The 19,119-nt window shown below is 62.9% G+C and carries 14 protein-coding genes; 7 read left to right on the top strand and 7 right to left on the bottom strand.

Annotated features, from left to right (window positions below; all coding sequences use genetic code 11):
* The first annotated feature begins 2 nt into the window (after window positions 1-2).
* Both QMK17_RS21495 and QMK17_RS21490 read left to right on the top strand, forming a co-directional pair.
* The gene (locus QMK17_RS21495) at window positions 3-1,163 is read left to right on the top strand and encodes a M20 family metallopeptidase (RefSeq protein WP_283511333.1); all 1,161 of its coding nucleotides are present in this window, start codon (window positions 3-5) and stop codon (window positions 1,161-1,163) included.
* Entirely contained in the window at window positions 1,160-2,323 is a 1,164-nt protein-coding gene (locus QMK17_RS21490) for a M20 family metallopeptidase (protein ID WP_283511332.1), read from the top strand. Before QMK17_RS21495 ends, QMK17_RS21490 begins: the two co-directional genes overlap by 4 nt.
* Here QMK17_RS21490 and QMK17_RS21485 read toward each other — a convergent pair.
* Entirely contained in the window at window positions 2,320-2,784 is a 465-nt protein-coding gene (locus QMK17_RS21485) for a gamma-glutamylcyclotransferase (protein WP_283511331.1), read from the bottom strand. The two genes, QMK17_RS21490 and QMK17_RS21485, sit on opposite strands and share 4 nt — an antisense overlap.
* Before the next feature lie 171 nt (window positions 2,785-2,955).
* Between QMK17_RS21485 and QMK17_RS21480 the strand changes: the two genes are divergently transcribed.
* The 3 genes from QMK17_RS21480 to glpD all read left to right on the top strand — a co-directional run bounded on the left by QMK17_RS21480 (window position 2,956) and on the right by glpD (window position 7,717).
* On the top strand, window positions 2,956-4,359 hold the full coding sequence (locus tag QMK17_RS21480) for an NAD(P)H-quinone dehydrogenase (protein ID WP_283511330.1): 1,404 nt from the start codon (window positions 2,956-2,958) through the stop codon (window positions 4,357-4,359).
* Between the two features lie 194 nt (window positions 4,360-4,553).
* Window positions 4,554-5,735 carry an aminotransferase-like domain-containing protein gene (locus QMK17_RS21475; protein ID WP_283511329.1) on the top strand — a complete coding sequence of 394 codons (1,182 nt, stop codon included), beginning with the start codon at window positions 4,554-4,556 and terminating at the stop codon, window positions 5,733-5,735.
* Window positions 5,736-5,983: 248 nt separating this feature from the next.
* Window positions 5,984-7,717: a glycerol-3-phosphate dehydrogenase gene (glpD, locus tag QMK17_RS21470; RefSeq protein WP_283511328.1), complete on the top strand. Its 1,734-nt coding sequence runs from the start codon at window positions 5,984-5,986 to the stop codon at window positions 7,715-7,717.
* Here glpD and QMK17_RS21465 read toward each other — a convergent pair whose 3' ends face one another.
* The 3 genes from QMK17_RS21465 to QMK17_RS21455 all read right to left on the bottom strand — a co-directional run bounded on the left by QMK17_RS21465 (window position 7,718) and on the right by QMK17_RS21455 (window position 13,795).
* Window positions 7,718-8,260 carry a hypothetical protein gene (locus QMK17_RS21465; protein WP_283511327.1) on the bottom strand — a complete coding sequence of 181 codons (543 nt, stop codon included), beginning with the start codon at window positions 8,258-8,260 and terminating at the stop codon, window positions 7,718-7,720.
* Window positions 8,261-8,495: 235 nt separating this feature from the next.
* On the bottom strand, window positions 8,496-9,278 hold the full coding sequence (locus tag QMK17_RS21460; RefSeq protein WP_283511326.1) for a DNA-formamidopyrimidine glycosylase family protein: 783 nt from the start codon (window positions 9,276-9,278) through the stop codon (window positions 8,496-8,498).
* A gap of 2 nt (window positions 9,279-9,280) precedes the next feature.
* A complete protein-coding gene (locus tag QMK17_RS21455) occupies window positions 9,281-13,795 on the bottom strand; it encodes an ATP-dependent helicase (RefSeq protein WP_442972810.1) in 4,515 nt (1,504 codons plus the stop codon).
* A gap of 110 nt (window positions 13,796-13,905) precedes the next feature.
* On the opposite strand from QMK17_RS21455, the gene QMK17_RS21450 reads away from it, so the two are divergent.
* The gene (locus QMK17_RS21450) at window positions 13,906-14,175 is read left to right on the top strand and encodes a modification methylase HgiDII (RefSeq protein WP_283511324.1); all 270 of its coding nucleotides are present in this window, start codon (window positions 13,906-13,908) and stop codon (window positions 14,173-14,175) included.
* Between the two features lie 66 nt (window positions 14,176-14,241).
* Here QMK17_RS21450 and QMK17_RS21445 read toward each other — a convergent pair whose 3' ends face one another.
* Together QMK17_RS21445 and QMK17_RS21440 are read right to left on the bottom strand one after the other, a co-directional pair.
* On the bottom strand, window positions 14,242-15,801 hold the full coding sequence (locus tag QMK17_RS21445) for an NAD-dependent epimerase/dehydratase family protein (protein ID WP_283511323.1): 1,560 nt from the start codon (window positions 15,799-15,801) through the stop codon (window positions 14,242-14,244).
* The gene (locus QMK17_RS21440) at window positions 15,798-17,027 is read right to left on the bottom strand and encodes an aminotransferase class I/II-fold pyridoxal phosphate-dependent enzyme (RefSeq protein ID WP_283511322.1); all 1,230 of its coding nucleotides are present in this window, start codon (window positions 17,025-17,027) and stop codon (window positions 15,798-15,800) included. Before QMK17_RS21440 ends, QMK17_RS21445 begins: the two co-directional genes overlap by 4 nt.
* Window positions 17,028-17,335: 308 nt before the next feature.
* Here QMK17_RS21440 and QMK17_RS21435 point away from each other — a divergent pair, with 308 nt between their 5' ends.
* A complete protein-coding gene (locus QMK17_RS21435) occupies window positions 17,336-18,469 on the top strand; it encodes an acyl-CoA dehydrogenase family protein (protein ID WP_283511321.1) in 1,134 nt (377 codons plus the stop codon).
* Window position 18,470: 1 nt separating this feature from the next.
* Here QMK17_RS21435 and QMK17_RS21430 read toward each other — a convergent pair whose 3' ends face one another.
* Entirely contained in the window at window positions 18,471-19,070 is a 600-nt protein-coding gene (locus QMK17_RS21430) for a ribulose 1,5-bisphosphate carboxylase large subunit (RefSeq protein WP_283511320.1), read from the bottom strand.
* Between the last annotated feature and the right edge of the window lie 49 nt (window positions 19,071-19,119).

The following is a 19,119-nucleotide window of genomic DNA, read 5'->3' as shown; positions in this document are numbered from 1 at the left end:
CGGTGATCGATGAGACCGATGCAGGTGTGCAGCGTGCTGCAACCGACCTGATTGCGCTGTCGCATTCGATACATTCCGAGCCGGAATTGGCCTTCGAGGAGTATCGGAGCGCCGCGAAGGTCTGCGAACTGCTGCGAGCTCACGATTTCGAGATCGACACCGGCGTCGCCGATATGGCCACTGCCTTCACCGGCACGTTCGGTAGCGGCGAACTGGTCATCGGCATCTGCGCCGAATACGACGCCCTGCCGGAAATCGGTCATGCGTGCGGACACAACATCATTGCGGCATCGGCGGTGGGAGCTGCCATTGCGCTCGCTCCGCTTGCGGAGAGGCTGGGCATCACCGTCAAGCTTCTCGGTACTCCCGCCGAGGAGAGTGGCGGCGGCAAAGTACTGATGCTCGAGCGCGGTGTGTTCGATGGCGTCGCAGCGGCACTGATGATTCATCCAGGTCCGTTCGACATCGTCGGCGCCACTTCGTTGGCTCTGTCGGACGTGGCTGTGCGGTTCACCGGCCGCGCCGCGCACGCCTCGGCGGCCCCTGAATGGGGGATCAACGCAGGCGATGCCGTGACCATCAGCCAGGTCGCCATCGGTTTGCTCCGTCAACATCTAGCGCCGGGGCAGCAACTCCACGGCATCGTCAGCGACGGCGGTCTCGCGCCCAATATCGTCCCCGGTCACGCGGAGCTTCTGTACTACCTGCGCGCTCACACCTCCGAGTCCCTGGCTGCGCTGACGACGAAAGCCTTTGCCTGCTTCGCGGCGGGCGCACTGGCCACCGGGTGTACTCACGACATAAGGACGGTGTCTCCGACGTATGCGGAGCTGCGCCCAGATCCTTGGTTGGCAGCGACCTACCGCCTCGAAGCCGAAGCTATCGGCCGACAACCGCTCGCACCTGAATTGGAAGGATTTCGCCCTCTGGGCAGCACCGACATGGGAAACGTGACGCAAGTTCTACCCGGGATTCACCCGGTGATCGGGTTGGATTCGAGGGGCGCGGTGACGCATCAGCCTGAGTTCGCTGCGGCGTGCGTCACCGAATCCGCTGACGACGCTGTGCTCGACGGTGCCAAGTTGCTGGCGCGCACGGTAATTCGTGCGTCGGAGGATGTCGATGTCCGCGCGCGTCTACTGGACGGTGTGGCGAAAAGATGATCGACAACTTTGCTCTCATCGGGAAGTGGCTCGTCGACCACGCAGACGATCTGTCGCAGTGGCGCAGGCATATACACGCCAATCCCGAGCTCGCTCGTCAGGAATTCGCGACCACGGCCTTCGTCGTCGAGAAGCTGGAAGCCGCCGGTCTGTCGCCGAAGCTTCTACCCGGCGGAACCGGACTGATCTGCGATATCGGACCGAGTGGACCACGTGTCGCGTTGCGGGCGGACATGGATGCTCTTCCACTGCAGGAGTTCACCGGAGCGACCTACAGTTCGACGGTTCCCGGTGTCTCGCACGCGTGCGGCCACGACGCGCACACGACGGTTCTGCTCGGAACGGCGTTGGCGTTGGCGTCACTACCCTCGCTCCCCTTCGGCGTGCGGTTGCTCTTCCAGCCCGCAGAGGAAGTCATGCCGGGCGGTGCCCTCGACGCCGTCGCGGCAGGCGCCATGGTGAACGTCTCCAAAATTTTCGCCTTGCACTGCGATCCGCGCCTCGAAGCAGGCAAGGTCGGTGTGCGGGTGGGCGCGATCACCTCGGCAGCCGACACCGTCGAACTCCGCCTTGATTCACCCGGTGGGCACACCTCACGTCCGCACCTGACGACCGACCTCGTCTACGCGCTGGGCACCGTGATCACCGGCCTGCCTGGCATGCTGAGCCGTCGAATCGATCCGCGTACCAGCACTGTGATGGTGTGGGGTGCCGTCGTGGCAGGGCAAGCCCCCAATGCGATCCCGCAGTCCGGAATGCTCACCGGCACCGTGCGGACCGGTGACCACGAAACGTGGGCACTACTGGAGCCGATGGTGAAGGAGATCGTCACCGGTCTACTCGCGCCGACGGGCGTGCGGTTCCAGCTGCACTACAAGCGCGGGGTTCCGCCTGTCGTCAACGATGCAGCCGCGACCAGGACGTTCGAGAACGCGATACGGCGAGTCGGGCCCGCTGCGTTGGCAAACACAGCGCAATCGGGCGGCGGTGAAGACTTCTCGTGGTACCTGGAAGAAGTGCCGGGCGCGATGGCACGGTTGGGGGTCTGGTCAGGTACCGGCCCTCAGCTCGACATCCATCAACCGACGTTCGACCTCGACGAACGAGCTCTCTCCGTCGGCGTGAAAGTCATGACGAGCATCGCGCTCGACCCCAACTAGCTGGTGGTTCCGGGCCCGACGTTGCGGCTGTTTCGGGTGCGGAGTCCACGAACGTATTCGGCGGGAGCTCCGGCGATCTCCGCTGCTTCTGCCATGACGCCGAGGTAGCGGGCGGAGGGCAATCCACCCTCATAGGCATCGAGGACGTACAACCAGGCCAGCACCGGACCATCGGCGGTGTCGATGCGGAGCCGCACCTTGCGATGAATGCCGAGTTCGGAGCCTTCCCAGCGATCCAGGCTCTCCTCGTCCTCGACCGAGACGTCGTAGAGGACGACGAAAACTTTTTCGTCCGGGTCGGGTGCGACCGTCGCCAGCGCTCCTTCCCACCCGATGTCGCCGCCTCCGAACGTCAGCCGCCATCCGTGCAGCCACCCTGTTCCGGACAGGGGAGAGTGCGGGCAACGCTGCAACATCTGCTCTGGATGCATGTTCGATCCGTACGCGGCATAGATTGGCACGTCGGCCAGCCTAAACCGTCGGCGATTCCGGGGTCGCGGGGCGACCCTCGTCCGGCGCGTTCTCCCAGCTCGAGACGAAGTGAAGTAATCCTTACCGATGCGCGGCGGCCGTCACTGGAATACCGTTGACTCCGACAGAGCCCGAAAGTTCCCATTTCTGGAAGAGGATAAATGAGCCGGATCGTGATCATCGGTGGCGGACCCGCAGGGTACGAGGCAGCACTGGTGGCGGCGCAGCACGGGGGAACGGTGACGCTGGTCGATTCGGAGGGGATCGGTGGCGCCTGCGTTCTGTGGGACTGTGTGCCATCGAAGACATTCATCGCCTCGACCGGTATTCGAACCGAAATGCGGAGGGCGAGCGACCTCGGTATTTCGCTCGACCCATCGCAGGCGGCGATTTCGCTTCCGCAGATCCACGAGCGCGTGAAGAGCCTTGCTCAGGCACAGTCCGCCGATATTGCCGCCCGGGTTCGTTCGGTAGGCGTCGAGCTGATTTCCGGTCGCGCCGAGATGATCGATACACAGGTGGGGATGGCAGCGCATCAGATTCGTGCCACCCTCGCCGACGGCTCCGAGCGGATTCTCGACGCCGACGTCGTACTGATCTCCACCGGTGCAAGCCCCAGAGTCCTCAAAGGTGCGGAGCCCGACGGCGAACGCATCCTCAACTGGCGTCAGCTCTACGATTTGGACGCTTTGCCCGAGCACCTGATCGTCGTAGGATCCGGCGTCACCGGCGCAGAGTTCGTCTCGGCTTACACCGAGATGGGGGTGAAGGTCACGGCCGTATCGAGCCGTGACCGCGTGCTGCCTCACGAGGACGAGGACGCAGCACTCGTGCTGGAGGATGCGTTCAACGAGCGGGGAGTGACGCTCGTCAAGCACGCCCGCGCCGAAGCGGTCGAGCGCACCGAGAGCGGCGTGATCGTCAAGCTCGCCGACGGCCGCACGGTCGAAGGAAGCCACGCACTGATGACTGTCGGTTCGGTTCCCAACACGTCAGGGCTCGGTCTGGAGAAAGTCGGAATCGAGCTGGATCGCGGCGGCTACCTGCGGGTGGACCGAGTCTCTCGAACCTCGGTTGCGGGCATTTACGCCGCGGGCGACTGCACCGGCCTCCTGCCACTCGCATCTGTCGCCGCAATGCAGGGCCGTATCGCGATGTATCACGCGCTGGGCGAGGGTGTCACTCCGATCAAGCTGAAGACGGTGGCGTCGGCAGTGTTCACGCGGCCGGAGATCGCGTCCGTCGGCGTGAGCCAGTCGGCGATCGACAAGGGTGATGTGCCGGCTCGGACGGTGATGCTTCCGCTCAGTACCAATCCACGGGCCAAGATGTCCGGGCTCAAGCGTGGTTTCGTGAAGATCTTCTGCCGGCCGGCAACCGGTGTCGTCATCGGCGGAGTCGTCGTCGCTCCGACCGCGTCCGAGCTGATTCTGCCGATCGCGATGGCGGTCCAGAACAATCTGTCGGTGAACGATCTCGCTGCTACGTTCTCGGTCTACCCGTCGCTGACAGGTTCCATCACCGAGGCCGCACGTCAGCTGATGCGCCACGACGACCTCGACTAGACCCCGCGGCACGGATGAGTCGCTTCGGAGGCGCTCTTCCGTGCCACCAACCGAATCCCATTTTGTGGGATGCAGGTTTCATGTTCTGAAATGTCGTGACATTGTGGAATGAGCCGACCACCACGCGGCACCATCACTCCCCAGTCGATCCTTGGGTAGCTCGTTCATCCCGACACCGACGCTGGGAGCATCCCATGGCAACATCCGTACCCGCATTGTCCGCACGCGTCGGCTCGATCAAGAGTTCTGCCATCCGGGACTTACTGTCCTTGACGGCGCGCGACGACGTCATCAGCCTCGCGGGCGGTTTGCCGGCGACAGAACTGATTCCCGTGCAACGTATTCGAGAGGCATCGGCTGATGTTCTAGCGGAGTCGTCAGCTGTCCAGTACAGCGAAACCTCCGGGTGGCGCACGCTGCGTGAAGTGGTCGCTTCCCGCGAATCCACGCTGATGGGACGAATCGTCGACGCGTCCGAGGTCGTCATCACCCACGGATCCCAACAGGCGCTGACGCTCGTCGCTCAGGCGCTGCTCGATCCGGGATCGATCGTCGTCGTCGACGAACCAGCTTATACTGGTGCGTTGCAAGTCTTTTCGATTGCCGACGCCGACGTTCGGGCGATACCGATCACCGACGACGGTATGGACACCGGTGAACTCGAACGCAGGCTCGTCTCGGGCCTGCGTCCCGCGCTTGTCCACACTGTGAGTAACTTCCACAATCCACGCGGGGTGACAATTTCGGAGCGCAGGCGTAGGCATCTCGCCGAACTTGCCGACCGCTACGGGTTCTGGATACTCGAGGACGATCCCTACGGCGAGATATGGTTCGACGCTGCACCTCCGGCGCCCATTGCGTCGTACACCGACCGCGTCGTCCGACTGTCGAGCGCGTCGAAAATTCTCGCTCCGGCACTGCGGGTGGGATGGCTGATCGCTCCGAAGCCGGTGTGCGATGCCGTCGAACTGCTCAAGCAGGGTGCGGACCTGTGCGGTTCCTCGATGACGCAGCAGATGGCGGCGCACATGTTGGCGGACACTGAGTGGCTCGATGGTCATCTTGCGACACTTCGCACCGAATACGGCATTCGTGCCACCGCGCTGCGCAACGCCCTGCATGACGCGTTCGGAGACAGGGCAACCACGTCCCTTGCGAAAGGCGGGATGTTCGTCTGGACGACGTTTCACGACTGCACCGACACGACGGCTCTGCTGACGCGCGCCGTGGAGAACGGAGTGGCCTTCGTCCCCGGACGTGCCTTCGCCGACACGCCTGCGCACGGCGGCTCGGTTCGACTGTGCTTCGCCAGCTCTCCGGAACCGGTACTTCGCGAGGCGGTGAACAGGCTGAGCGCCGCTCACACGCTGTTGTAGGACGGTTGGACCGGGGGGGTCCACTTTTCGTTCATCTCGTCTCGAACGGCCGGATCAAGATGCGGCGTCCAGGTCGTGTGACCGAAAGATGACACGCCTGCTCGATGTCGTCCTTGGTCGATCGATGCGATGAAGGTGGCCGAGATCACTCTCACTCCTTCTTCGGCACTTGGTTTCACGCGTCTTGTCCACGGGAACGGTAGCCTTGGACCGGCGCCAGTGAAACGATCTACTTGGGGAGCGGACTCTTGAGCAATCGATCGAACACCACCTTCCTCGGTCCGCAGGCGCGCGAGGACGCATGGGACAAGCTCGGTAGCGAGGAGTTCGACGTCGTCGTAATCGGCGGTGGGGTCGTCGGCGCAGGCGCTGCGCTCGACGCCGCCACCCGCGGTCTCAAGGTCGCGCTCGTCGAGGCCCGCGACTTCGCGTCGGGTACGTCGAGCCGATCGTCGAAGATGTTCCACGGCGGGCTTCGCTACCTCGAGCAGCTCGAATTCGGATTGGTGCGCGAGGCCCTCCATGAGCGTGAACTCTCACTGTCGACGTTGGCCCCCCACCTCGTCAAGCCGCTGAAATTTCTGTTCCCCCTGACTCATCGTGTGTGGGAGCGCCCGTACATCGCCGCAGGGATCTTCCTGTACGACACTATGGGCGGCGCCAAGTCCGTTCCGGCGCAGAAGCATCTGACGCGATCCGGTGCCTTGCGCATGTCGCCCGGGCTCAAGCGCAAGTCCTTGATCGGCGGAATTCGCTACTACGACACCGTCGTCGACGACGCCCGACACACCATGAGTGTCGCCAGGACCGCGGCGCACTACGGTGCGATCGTGCGTACCTCCACCCAGGTTGTCGGGTTTCTACGTGAGGCCGATCGCGTTTCCGGTGTACGCGTACGTGATTCGGAAAACGGTGCAACGACGGAAGTGCGTGGCAACGTCGTCATCAACGCAACCGGTGTGTGGACCGACGAGATCCAGGCCTTGTCTTCGCAGCGCGGGCGTTTCCGCGTTCGCGCATCGAAAGGCGTGCACATCGTCGTTCCTCGCGATCGCATTGTCAGTGAAGCTGCGATCATTCTGCGGACCGAGAAGTCGGTGCTCTTCATCATTCCATGGGGTGCGCATTGGATCATCGGCACGACCGATACGGACTGGAAACTCGATCTCGCGCATCCGGCAGCGACCAAAGCCGATATCGACTACATCCTCGGCGAGGTCAACACTGTGCTGGTCACGCCGCTCACCCACGAGGACATCGACGGCGTCTACGCCGGGCTGCGGCCGCTGCTTGCCGGGGAGAGCGACGAGACGTCGAAGCTCTCACGCGAGCATGCCGTCGCTCGAGTCGCACCGGGGCTGGTCGCTATCGCAGGCGGTAAGTACACCACCTACCGCGTCATGGCCGAGGACGCCGTGGATCTTGCCGCGGACGACATTCCGGCACGGGTGGCGTCGTCGATCACCGAGAAGGTCCCGCTCGTGGGTGCCGACGGGTACTTCGCCCTCGTCAATCAGACGCACCATCTGGCGGAGATGTACAAGCTTCATCCGTACCGAGTGACGCATCTGCTCGATCGCTACGGCTCACTCATCGACGAAGTGTTGGAATTGGCGAAGGACAAGCCCGAGCTCCTGCAACCGATCACCGATGCGCCGAGCTACCTACAGGTGGAGGCGGTCTACGCCGTAGCCGCAGAGGGTGCGCTGCACCTGGAAGACATTCTCTCTCGTCGTACGCGCATCTCGATCGAGTACACACACCGCGGGGTCAACTGCGCCGGGCAGGTTGCGGCGTTGGTGGCGCCCGTGCTCGGGTGGGATGCCGCCACGGTCGATCGCGAAGTCGAGACGTACAACGCTCGGGTCGAGGCCGAGATCAAGTCTCAGATGCAGCCCGACGACGAATCGGCTGATGCGCTGCGCGCGGTGGCGCCCGAGGCGCGTCAGGAAATCCTCGAACCGGTGCAGCCGATCGTGTAGCTAGTGCGTCAGGAGTACCTTGATCGCAACAACGACGATAGCGACGACTGAGAGTACGAGCGACCCTAGAAAGGTCTCACGGGTGGGTTTCTCGCCCCGCAGCCGACCGACGACGAAGTTGGTCGACGCTATTCTCGCGATCACCGTGACTTCCGCGGCTATCTGACCGATCGACGGGTCGAGCAGACCGGCCCAACCGATGGCCAACAGCACTGCAGGAGCGACGGCGGCGCTGAGGACGGGCACCGAGTCGCGAAGCCGCGAGAGCCTGGCCAATCGTGACAGTGAAGTCCCCGTGCGCACGGTCTCGCCGACACTCTCGGCGAAGGCATGCGCCACGAACGTCGACACTGCAGTTCCCACCACGATGACCACGCCCTGGAAGGAGTGTTCCTCCGGTGACGTCAGCGGGATGAGAACCGTCAGTAGGAGAATGTTGCCGTAGACGTAGGCGCTGATCCGGCTGGCCGCAGTTTCTGGATCCAGTGGATGCTCACGCGAGAGCAACGGACGGTGCACGAGTTGGCGGAAGTTCGGTGCCATGCCGGACCATGCTAGTCACTCATCCGCTGTCGGTGAGGTATCTAGCCCTGACTCACCGAGACAGGGCCAGCCCCAGGCTCGGCGCGGCGGTCCGGTGTGGCGCTGCCTGCTGACGTCGAGTCCGGACAAGTGAGCGCGGTGCCCGGGCCGCCACCGAACCCGACACGGCCATCACCGCAAAAGTAAGTATCGCTATGAACATCATGCATACGATCTTGGCGGCTGCAGCTGTGAATCAGCTGGGGCCAGGCTGACAATATGGACAGTAATAGATCTGACGTTCCTCCAGCGGATTGTCGCCCAGCAACCCGAATTCCACGGTGGTTCCGCACCGTCGACACGGCTTGTTCTCCCGCCCATACACCCAGAAGTGACGACCCGCGCGACGGTCACCGGTGGTTACACGCTGGCTGCGGTCCTTGTTCGCCATGATCGTTCGAAACGACAGATCGACGATCTTGGCGATGTTGCCTGCGTCTTTCACCGGAGTCCTCGGATCGATGCCTCTGAGGAAGCAGATCTCGTTGCGATAGACGTTGCCCAAACCGGCAAGGTTGCGTTGGTCCAGCAGGGCCAGGCCCACTGGGCGATCCGGATCGGTGGAAATGTTGGATACTGCAGTAGGTGCATCCCAGTCGGGCCCCAGAAGGTCGGGGCCGAGATATCCGACGGCGTCGTCCTCGTTCTCGACGATCTCCAGCACACCGAGTTCGAAACCGACAGCAATCGCTGAATCCGTCGACAGGATTGCGCGGGCTTGAAACGCAGGCCTGCGCCATTTCGCGCCGGGCGCATAGACCTGCCAGGTGCCTTCCATCTTGAGATGGCTGTGGATGGAGTAATCGCCGATACGGATCAGTAAATGCTTACCGCGTGAGAGGACGGCATCTACGGTCTGGCCGGTGAAATCGACTGTTGCATATCGTGGCACGCGAATATCGCAGCCTGTCAGCATCTTTCCTTCGAGTGCCGTGCGGAGATTGTTCGCAGCGCGGTACACGGTGTCGCCTTCGGGCACGCCTAGCCTCTCAATCTCAGGCCGCGGGGAGTGGCGGAGAATCCGGCCTCGGTCAGAATTTTCGAGAATGCGGTGCCGTGGATGTCGTGTCCGTCGACCCGCTCGACCAGAAGTTTTTCCACACCGCCGCGTTTGACTGTAGCGGCCACGGCATGTGCGGCCGTTGCGATCACGGCGTCGTCGTCGGAAAAGGTCAGCACGGTCTTACCTCCTCGTTCGACGTAGAGCGCCAGTTCGCCCTCGTGGAGCACGACGAGCGCGCCGGCCTTGCGTCCTGGGCGATGCTTCGACGACTCGTCCTCGGCTGCGCGCTTGGGCCAGTTCAGGGCAGCACCATATGGATTAGCCGGATCGCAGGCAGCGAGAACCACTGCGCCGGTCTTCTCCCGCTCCTCGTAGGTACGCAGGCGGTCCACTACCTCGGATGTGGAGAACTGAGCCCCGCCGAGTGAGTCGACGAAGTATCCGCGCCGACTGCGTCCGGAATCCTCGAAGGTTGTCAGCACCTTGTACATCGTCGCGAATCCGCCTGGCACGCCCTCGTTCATGACCGAACCGCGAGTGACGATGCCGTAGCGCTCCAACAAGACATCTGCCGTCGCATGAGCGCGCACGGTGGCATCGGGTTCGAGTTCGGGCAGCCGTGACCACCGGCCACCCGCGGTGGGCGGACCTGTGCGCGTGGGGAGGGTGGGACGGTCGAATCGGCGGTACGAGCGGAGTCTCGGTGTTCGCCGCGGCGCTCGATGGCTGGGTGCAGCACGCGTGGTGGCATTGAGCAACGCCCGCACCGGCGCGAATGTGTCGTTGCTGAGCCTGCCGGCCCAGACGAGCTCCCACAGCGCGGCATGGAGACTGTCGTCGTCGGTGCTCCCGACGGTGTCCGACAGTTGCCGGAAGAAGTAGGCGCCGCCCGCCGCGACGGCGTCTAGCACCCTCAGCTGAAGTTCGGACAGATCGGACTCGGCTGGTGGAGCCAGTGTCAACGGGGCAGTGTCGGCCATGTGCAGGCAAACCCAACCGTCCTTGGATGTGATGGATCCATGGCCGGACCACATGACCTCCCCGGTGGAGGTGAGCTCGTCGAGCATCGCGGGGGAGTAGTCACGCACTCGGGACGCAAGCACGAGAGGTTCCCACGCGGATGCGGGAATCGGTACACCCGCCAGTTGCTCGACAACGGTTGCGACGCCGTCGATTCCGCTGAGTTGACGGCTTCCCACGTGCTGCCATGCGGGGAGGAAGCGGCCGAGGGTCGCGGTGGCGACAGGCTCGACTTCCTGGCGTGCGGCGGCAAGCGATCGGCGTCGCAACCGGCGAAGAACTTCCGCTTCGCACCATTCGCTACCCGTCTTCTCGGGGCGAAATTCACCTTCGATCACCCTCTTGTCCGCACCGAGGGTGGCAAGTGCGGTTCGGGCGACCGCGATTCCGAGGCCGAATCTGGTGGCCAGGTCGGCTACCGAAAACGGCCCGTGGGTTCGGGCGTACCGGCTGACGAGGTCCATGAGCGGATCGTCAACCGGTTCGATGAAGGCGGCAGGCGTGCCGATGGGTAGCGGCACACCGAGAGCGTCCCGCAGCCTGCTGGCGTCTTCGATGGCCGTCCACCAGGTTTCCCCCGCGAAGCTGACTTCCATCGCCCTCTTGGCCGCCCCCAGTTCGGTGAGCCACAGCAAGGACTCGTCGCCCTGGGTACGAGCGGCCACTTCCTCCGCCGTGAGAGGACCGAGCATTCGGAGCAGATCCGCGACGCCTTCGATGTCCTTCGCGTGCCGGTCGGGTGCGAGGCGCTGCAGTTCCAATTCGGTGATCTCGATGACGGCTTGATCGAGGAGTTCCCTGAGCTCGACACGTCCCAGCAACTCGGCCAGTAGTGCACTGTCGAGCGAGAGTGCCTGGGCGCGGCGCTCGGCGAGCGGGCTGTCTCCCTCGTACATGAATGCGCCGACGTAGTTGAACAACAACGAGTTCGCGAACGGAGACGGTGATTGTGTTTCGATCTCGACGATCCGGATCTGCCTTCGACCGATCTGCGCCAAGATCTCCTCGAGCGCGGGGAGGTCGTATACGTCTTGGAGGCACTCGCGCACGGTTTCGAGCAGAATGGGGAATGTCGGATACTTGCGGGCGACATCGAGTAGTTGTGCCGACCTCTGTCGCTGCTGCCACAGAGGTGCTCGCTTACCCGGGTTGCGGCGCGGGAGAAGCAGCGCGCGAGCGGCGCACTCGCGGAATCGCGAAGCGAACAATGCCGAACCGCCGACTTGCTCGGTGACGATGTCGGCGATCTCGTCCTTCTCGAACACGAACAGATCCGCGCCCGGCGGTTGATCCTCGGTATCGGGCAGCCGAACTATGATGCCGTCGTCAGACGCGGTGGGTGCTGCGTCGATGCCGTAGCGCTCGATCAGCCGAGCTCCGATGGCCAGTGCCCACGGCGCGTGCACCTGCTGGCCGTAGGTGGAGTGCAGGACCAGCCGCCAGTCGCCGAGTTCGTCTCGGAATCGTTCGACGATCATGGTCCGGTCGGTGGGAAGCTGACCGGTGGCTTGCTTCTGATCATCCAGCAACGCAACAAGATTGGTCACGGCATTCGCGTCGAGCCCGTCGTCGGAGAGCCTTTCTTCCAAGGACTCGCGTTCGGTGGTGCTGCGCAGGAACTCGCCGAGTGCGCGGCCGAGTTCGGCTGGTCGACCGAGTCCGTCGCCGTGCCAGAACGGAAGGCGCCCAGGCTGCCCGTATGCCGGGCTGACCAATACTCGGTCGTGCGTGATCTCCTCGATGCGCCAGCTTGTCGCGCCCAGTGCGAAAATATCGCCGACGCGCGACTCGTAGACCATCTCCTCGTCGAGTTCGCCTACGCGCGATGCTTTCTCGCCCACCATGTACACGGTGAACAATCCGCGGTCGGGGATCGAGCCTCCCGACGTCACCGCCAGTCTCTGCGAACCCGGTCTCCCGGTGAGCGTGTTCGCGTCGCGGTCCCACACGAGCCGCGGCCGTAGTTCGGCGAACTCGTCCGAAGGGTAGCGACCGGACAGCAGATCGAGGGTGGATTCGTATGCCGAACGTGGCAGCGTGGAAAAACTACCGGTGCGACGAACGGCGTCGAACCAGTCGTGGGCGTCGATCGGTTCGAGTGCGCATGCCGCGACCGTCTGCTGCGCCAGAATATCGAGGGGGTTGGCAGGAACGAAGAGTGCCTCGATCTTGCCCGTCGTCATCCGCTCGACGGTGACGGCGCAGTGGATCAGATCGGTTCGGTGTTTGGGAAACAGAACTCCCTTGGAGATCTCGCCCACCTGGTGGCCCGCACGTCCCACTCGTTGCAGACCGCTCGCCACCGAAGGAGGAGCTTCGACCTGAACGACGAGATCAACTGCACCCATGTCGATTCCGAGCTCCAGGCTGCTGGTGGCTACGACGCATCGGAGCCGACCGGTCTTGAGATCGTCCTCGATGAGCGCACGCTGATCCTTGCTGACGCTGCCGTGGTGCGCGCGTGCAAGCAGTGGATCGGCTCCGTGGTTCACATCGCTGGAAGCGCCTATCTGTGACGCAGGCTTGTGCTCGGTGACCACCCCGTCGCCGATTCGCTCGGCATAGATTTCGTTGAGTCGAGCGGTGAGCCGTTCGGCAAGCCGTCGCGAATTGGCGAACACGATGCAGGATTTGTGTTCGAGAATGAGGTCGACCATCTTTTCCTCGACGTGAGGCCAGATGGATCCATGCTGGGGTGCGGCGGACGAATCTCCGTCGGCCGGTTCCTTCACCCCTAGTTCGGTCATGTCCTCGACCGGCACCTGCACCGAGAGATCGAAGGTCTTCGTCGAGGGTGGAGCAACGATCTCTATGGGCGAGGCGCCGGTGAGGAAGCGCCCCACTTCTTCGTGCGGACGCACCGTTGCCGACAATCCGATGCGTTGCGCGGGCTTGGGCAGCATCAAGTCGAGCCGTTCCAGCGACAGTGCCAGGTGGGAGCCGCGTTTGGTGCCGGCGACGGCGTGAACCTCGTCGACGATGACCGTATCGACCATCGACAACGATTCGCGGGCCGCGGAGGTGAGTATGAGGAACAGAGACTCCGGCGTGGTGATGAGGATGTCCGGGGGAGTCTTGGCCATCGCGCGCCGATCGGCTGGACTCGTGTCTCCGGACCGCAGGCCGACGGAAATGTCCGGTGGCTCCAACCCGAGGCGTTTCGCTGTCTGCGTGACGCCGACCAATGGGGCGCGTAGGTTCCGCTCGACGTCGACTGCCAGGGCTTTCAGCGGTGAGATGTAGAGCACTTTGGTCTTGCGCTCCTCGGGCATCTCGCGCACGGCGAGTTGATCGATGGACCACAGGAACGCCGAGAGGGTCTTACCGGATCCGGTAGGGGCGACAACCAGGGTGTGACGACCACTGGCGATGGCATTCCACGCGCCTGCCTGGGCGGGAGTCGGGCTGTCGAAGGCCCCGGCGAACCATTGCTGCGTGGCCGGGCTGAATTTGGACAGCGCTGAGTCGACGATGCGCTCGGACCCGCGTTTCCCTGCCACCCGTTCATGATGCCCCCAGGCACCGACAAACAACCATGCGCCTGCGGAGTGTGGAATGCGGCTCGACCGGGTACCAGTTCTCCATGACCGACGACCAAGAGATCATGCAGAAGATTTCCGCGCACCTCGACGCTCGGCTCGGCGAACGTACGAACGGCCTGCAGAACGAGGTTCCCCCTGGCGCGAGCATCCAGGCCGACGACGAAGACGGGGAACGCGGTCCGATGGGGCGTGACTACCATCTCGCTGGCAAGTACGCGCAGGCGCTCGCCATCGGCGAACCTCAGTTGATCGATCGAGCAGAATTCGACAGGCTCGTTGCGGAGTACGGCGAGGATCTCGATTCTCACTAGCTTTCGCACACCAATCGGGCCCCGCGGACAAGTTGTCCGCGGGGCCCGATTGGCTACGACACTCGACTACCGAGCTGACAGACTGCGAGTTTGTGTCGAAGTCGTGGCGGTGGGCGCTGCGTCGAGCGCGTCGATGATGTCCGCTGCAGTACCGACCGTGGGGATCGTGCCCCATGACACCGGCGCGTGGACATTGCGAGGAATGAGTCCGTCCGCGGACTCGTTCGACGGTCTCCGTAGAGCAGAGAAAAGGGTTCGGAGCGTGCTCGTTTCCTGGCGGGTCTCGCCGACGTCGTAGGCGGTCACCGGCGAGCCGAACTGGCTGCGCGCGAAGCTGATTGCAGCATCGACCGCACTGTCGAACTCGCGTGCGGAAACGCGGCCTCGTGGACCGGTACTGAGCCCGTGCCCCGGTAGATCGAGGAGGACGACGTTGGATCCGCCATTGGCGAGTTCTCGTGCCAACGGAGTGAGGTAGCGCGCGTGCAGCCCCGGTCGTACCGGAACCACTATCGCGCCTGCGCGCCCGGCATCGTTGCCCGATCGGCGATGGACTTCGCAATGCACCCGGCCTGTCGCCGTGTCGAGTTGGACGTGCTCGTGGTGTCCGTCCTCGATGCCCACCACTGCCGACGCAGGTTCGAGCGCGGCTTCGCAGGCTTCATGTCGTGTGAGGGCGTACTGGCTGCCGAGGAGTGGCCTTCCCTGAAGAAGGACCATGATCGCGGCGCATTCGCGGGAGGACAGTACCGGCTCCCAGCCGACCGCCGAGCGTAAAGCTGACGAGTCCACAACGGGTTCGCCCGCAGTGACCCACTGTCCGGAAAATGGGGTGAGTCCGAGCTTGAACGCAACGTTCGCCGCCGCGATCGCCGGACCCTCCGGCACGTCGAACAGAATTTGCCCCTGCATGTCCGCGAGTTCGCGCACGCGGGTCCAATCCCGGGGGCCGACGTTGAACGGGCCGACGAGGTCCTGCTTGGCTGCGCGGTGGAAGGCATCGGCGAGGTCGCGTTGGTGCAAGAACTGGTACGCAGCCTTGTCCGCCTGCGGAAACGCGCCGATCTTGGCGGTGAATTGGTCGATACCGTCGTTGGAGAAGTCAGGCCCGATGATGTAGGTAGGACGCAACATCGCCACGGTCATTTCGCCGGGATGACGGCGCAACCACCACTCGGCGTAGTGCTCCACTTCGGCCTTGTCGTGAAAGTAGTATCGGTCGGGATCGCCTGCGGGATAGAAACTCTCGTCGAGAGGTTCGTCGTGTAGCTCGGCGCCGTACGCATTGATGCTGGAGGCGATGACGAGACGCCGCACACCTGCCCGATAAGCGGAGTCGAGAACGTTGCGTGACCCGCGTTGGTTGATGTCGTGCGTCTCCGTCTTGTCGCGGAGTTCCTCGACGACGAACGCCAGGTGCAGCACGACATCGCACCCTGAAAAGATGTTCTCCAATTCGGGAGATCGGATGTCGGCGCGAACCGATTCCAATTTAGGGTGCTCGAGGCCCAGCGGCCGGCGCGCGAGCCCGAGTACCGACCCGACCTCGTCGTCATCCAGCAATGTGGGGAGGATCGCTTTGGCGAAATCACTTGTTGCACCGGTCACCGCGATACGAAGAGTCACGCGGGCAACTCTGCGAAGGATTCGGCGATGATCTGAATTGCAGTTCGGAGCTGCTCGTCGGAGTGCGTGGCCATTACACACAGCCGAAGAAGGGCGCCGCTTCGCGGTACTGCAGGATGAAGTGCGGCCGAGGTGAACACGCCCTTGTCGAAAAGGGTTTTCCACAGGCTGATCGCGAGGAGGTCGTCGCCGACGTGGAGCGAGACGATGGGCGACGCGGAGTCTCCGCCGGGAATCGGCGACCGTCCGGCGACGTCGAGTCCCTCTGCCGCGAGTCCGCTGCGCAAAGTCTCGGCATTCTCCAGTACACGTCGAGCGCGCTGGCGGCCTTCCTCGCTTCTGATCAGCTTCACTGAAGCGAGAGATGCGCCGACGGCGGCCGGAACACCCGAGGTGGTGAAAAGGAATGCGCGCGCATGGATACGCAGGGAATCCATGAGGTCGTGCGAACCCGCGATGAATCCTCCGGTGGAGCTAGGACTCTTCGACAGCGACGCCATCCTGATGTCTGTGTCCCCAGCAGTTCCGAACAGCTCTGCGGCGCCGGTAAGGCTCTCACCGTAGATGCCGAGACTGTGTGCCTCGTCCACCATCAGAGCGGCACCGTACTTGCGGCACAGCGCGGTCACTTCACCCAGGGGCGCAAGGTCACCCTCCATGGAGTACAGACCGTCGACGATCACCAGGACGGCACCGTCGCCCACGACCGGTGCCTGTAGCTGGGTTTCCAGGTCGGACATGTCGTTGTGTGCGAACTTGCGGACGGTTGCGCCAGACAGTGAACTGCCGTCACGGATGGATGCGTGAGCTGCTGAGTCGACGACGATGACGTCGCCTTTGCCGACGACTGCAGCAATCGTTCCAAGGTTCGCTTGGTACCCGGTGGTGAACACCATCGCATCCTCGGTTCCATGCCACTCACGGATCTCGTTCTCGAGTTCGAGATGAATGTCCATGGTGCCGTTGAGCAGGCGAGATCCGGTGATGGCGGATCCGAACGTGTCGAGTGCTTTCCGCGCGGCTGCGGTGATGTCGGGATGATCGGCCAGGCCCAGATAGTTGTTGGAGCCCAACATTATCCTGTCTTGACCCTCCACTCGAACGATGGGGGCAGTGGCCGACTGCATCACGCGAAAGTACGGAACGACGTCCGCCTCGCGTGAGGCGCGTAGTAAGTCGACTCGCTCGTCGCCGTCGAGTCGCTTGATCAATCGGTTGACGGTCATCGTTCCTGGTCTCCTGACGCAGTGGAAAAGTGTGCACGAGCTGGCTGGGCCGACGGTTGCGAATCCGGTATGAATTCGGTGCGGAAGCACATTCGGATGGGTCGAATTACTTGCCCAATGCGTCCATTGTGCAAGTGCGCTGGTGAACGGCCCGAAGAAACCGAAACAAACTTTTGTCCCGCTTTCGGAGGTCGACGACTTTACTAAAACTTGGATGTTTTACCTGGTAGCACTAGGGGTACCGTTGTGTTGGTTGCGAATCGAATAGCTTTGTTTGTTATGCAAAAATACATTTCAAGGGAGTTTATATGACCGCTTTGATGGTTCGAGAACGCGAAATTCTAGAGAATTATGTTCCAGGATTACTGGACTATTTGGACAATACGCCTTTGCTGGACCTGGAAAGCAGGGACAGTGACGCTATCGCCAAGTTCAAGGAATTCGGTGGCACCTCCCTTATTGTTCCCAAGGATCTGGGCGGTAAGGGTGCCTCTGCTTTGGATGCGGTACGCGCGCAACGGGCCATCGGATCTCGCTCGCCGTCGCTCGGTGCGGCCACCACGATGCATCACCTGTCGGTCGCGTCGTTGATCGAATTCGCAAAAGGTGCGACCGATGCAGACAGGGCGCTCGTTGCCGCGCTCGTCGAGCAAAATGCCGTCATCGCTTCGGGGTTCTCGGAGGGCACGCCGGGTGGGAGCGTCTTCATCCCCACCATGAAGGCGAAGCGAGTGGGAGACAACTACGTGGTCAACGGCAGTAAGAAGCCGTGCAGTCTCTCCAAGTCCATGGATTTGCTCATGGCGAGCGTCGAGGTCGAAGGAGTTGGTGAGAAAGACGGCGAGCGCGCCGTCGCACTTATCCCCGCAGGCCTCGAGGGCGTGGCAGTGACCAAATTCTGGGACACCCCGATTCTCGCCGGCTCGGAGAGCGACGAGGTGGATCTGCATGACGTCGAGGTTCCCGCAGATCTGGTCATGCTCAACAGTGACGACGATCCCGACGGCATCCACGAGATGACGGGATACCTGTGGTTCGGCATGTTGATCAGCGCGAACTACCTCGGCGGGGCGACGATCCTGCTCGAGAAAATGCTTGCCGCCGACAAGGGCGATTACGAGGGGTACACCCGTGCGGCTGCCGAGATAGAAGCAAGCGTTGCTGCGATCGAGAGCGTTGCGCGTGCAGTCGACGAGGGTGAGCGAGGCCAGGACATCTCGGCGCGTTTGATGTTCTGCCGCATTGCAATTCGAGATGCACTGGTGCGGGCGAGCTCGATTGCGATGGAGTCTCTCGGCGGTATCGGTTTCATCAAGTCCCCGGAAATTGGGTACTTGGCAGGAGCGTTGCAAGCCTTCGCGTTTCATCCGCCATCACGGCGTTCGATCTCCGAGACGCTGACGAAGTACCACGGCGGTGACGATTTCGCGTTTGTCAAGTGATCTAGTCTCGGTGCTCTTCTTCCGCCAGTTTTTCCTCACCTCGGTTGCGGAAGAACTTGAACCCGGGGATCCCGATAACTGCCCGCCTCACATCCTTTGTGACGCCGAGCAATTCGTGGATCTCCGGGGACACCGTGTCCAACGTGGCGAGGATGGGAATGATCGCCTGCATGTGCGTGACGAGGCCAGGAAGCTCGTCGACCATGGCAATGGCGGCGTCGACCTCGTTGTCGTCGAGATGGTCGACGAATTTCCGCGCGAACGGGGCCGAACGTTGGGCGATGGGATCGAACAGCTCGACAAGTTCGAGAGCAGTCGCCGACGCTTTCGACGCGGACTCGATGACGCCATCGGCCGAACGTGTCGTCGTCGCTACTTTGTCGACTGCGAGCTGAGCGGCGTCGACGATCGCGTTGATACGCACCATGAGCGCGGAGACCTCGTCCAGGAGATCCTCGATCCTCGCTGGAAGTTCCAGCACGAACAATGTCGTATCGCGAGCCCATCGGGCGCCGGACACAGCGAGATCCAATCCGACCCTCGCTGCCGCGAAACCACGGTAGGGGTCGGGAAGCCGCACACCTGCAAGTTCCAGTGCCATGACTCGAACAATGCCACAGCCTACGTTCGCGCCGTGGGCACAACCTCCT

Source organism: Rhodococcus sp. G-MC3, assembly GCF_030063335.1.
GTDB lineage: Bacteria > Actinomycetota > Actinomycetes > Mycobacteriales > Mycobacteriaceae > Rhodococcoides.
The sequence above is the reverse complement of the archived record's forward strand: the minus strand, read 5'-3'. Positions and strand labels throughout refer to the sequence as shown.

Coding starts and splice junctions, on each gene's coding strand:
- QMK17_RS21450 (WP_283511324.1), top strand. CDS start 13,906: ATGACCGACGACCAAGAGATCATGCAGAAGATTTCCGCGCACCTCGAC.
- QMK17_RS21440 (WP_283511322.1), bottom strand. CDS start 17,027: ATGACCGTCAACCGATTGATCAAGCGACTCGACGGCGACGAGCGAGTC.
- QMK17_RS21480 (WP_283511330.1), top strand. CDS start 2,956: ATGAGCCGGATCGTGATCATCGGTGGCGGACCCGCAGGGTACGAGGCA.
- QMK17_RS21465 (WP_283511327.1), bottom strand. CDS start 8,260: ATGGCACCGAACTTCCGCCAACTCGTGCACCGTCCGTTGCTCTCGCGT.
- QMK17_RS21490 (WP_283511332.1), top strand. CDS start 1,160: ATGATCGACAACTTTGCTCTCATCGGGAAGTGGCTCGTCGACCACGCA.
- QMK17_RS21475 (WP_283511329.1), top strand. CDS start 4,554: ATGGCAACATCCGTACCCGCATTGTCCGCACGCGTCGGCTCGATCAAG.
- QMK17_RS21430 (WP_283511320.1), bottom strand. CDS start 19,070: ATGGCACTGGAACTTGCAGGTGTGCGGCTTCCCGACCCCTACCGTGGT.
- QMK17_RS21435 (WP_283511321.1), top strand. CDS start 17,336: ATGACCGCTTTGATGGTTCGAGAACGCGAAATTCTAGAGAATTATGTT.